Raw genomic sequence first — 1,108 nt, 5'->3', positions numbered from 1 at the left:
TGTTTTTTCCTTGTTCCAGAATATTTGAAATTATCGTACAGTGGTAAAAAATGCCCTTATAGGATGAAATTGCATTTGAAAATGGAGCTCATAGCTTCTAACTATAGCTAGCTGCACACTCGTCAAGTATTTGCGGGAACTTGGCTTGTATAAAATTGACAACAAAAGGCAAAGGAATGCGTATGCCGTCTACATATGCTCAAATAAATTGCTTGGGCGGCATTGATATCGTTGAGGCCAAGTACAACGATGAAGTCTTCCCCAAACACATCCATGAAGGGTACGCCATAGGAACTGTACTCAACGGAGCTCAGCGCTTTTTTTATAAGGGAGGTAATCACACCTCTACACTAGGGGAACTCGTCGTTGTCAATGCGGATACAGTTCATACAGGGGAGTCTGCCAGTGAAGGTGGTTGGAAGTATAAAGCTATTTACCCAACCCCAGAGCAAATTAACAAAGCTCTCGTTGAGTATGGTAGCGAACAATCCTTTTCTCCCTCTTTTGACAAGCCGTCCTTAACGACTCCTGATTTGGTCATACACTTAAATCAAGTATTTCAATCTCACGAGCTCAACTACCCCACGCTAATGACAGAATCCTTATTAGTTACTTTTTTCATGGAGCTGCTAACACAGACGGGAAATACTGCGCCTACTCAACCCAAATCATCTGCCACAAGCAATATAGCCCAAGTCAAAGACTTCATATTTGAATACAGCCATTTAGATATAAAACTTGATGAGCTTGCTAATTTGTCGGGGCTAGGCAAGTTCAATTTATTAAGGCAGTTTAAACATGAGGTCGGCATTACCCCACATCAGTACCAGATTCAAATCAGATTGCGAAAGGCGGTACATTTGCTTAAACAAAATACACTGCCGATAGACGTTGCGATGGCATGTGGCTTTTATGACCAGAGCCATTTTAATAACCACTTCAAAAAGACATTTGGCACCACACCAAAACGCTACTTCAACTCCCAACTTTAATCGTGATATATGAGTCAATTAAGATGTATTGAAGTGGGTAAAAGAGCCCTTTCATGTATATTGCAGTGAGTGTGTCCATAGTCATTGATTTTGAACCTTACACCCATTACTGGTTC

The 1,108-nt window shown here is 41.0% G+C and carries 1 protein-coding gene; it reads left to right on the top strand.

What is annotated here, in order from left to right; translation table 11 throughout:
- Positions 1–182 precede the first annotated feature (182 nt).
- Positions 183–992, top strand: a complete 810-nt coding sequence (locus KIV40_RS32905; RefSeq protein ID WP_285353573.1) for an AraC family transcriptional regulator — start codon at positions 183–185, stop codon at positions 990–992.
- Positions 993–1,108 lie beyond the last annotated feature (116 nt).

Source organism: Vibrio sp. D173a (assembly GCF_030248475.1).
This window is presented reverse-complemented; position numbering and strand designations above follow the sequence as displayed.

Excerpts from the sequence above, each read along its gene's own strand:
- KIV40_RS32905 (WP_285353573.1), top strand. The coding sequence starts at position 183 with ATGCCGTCTACATATGCTCAAATAAATTGCTTGGGCGGCATTGATATC.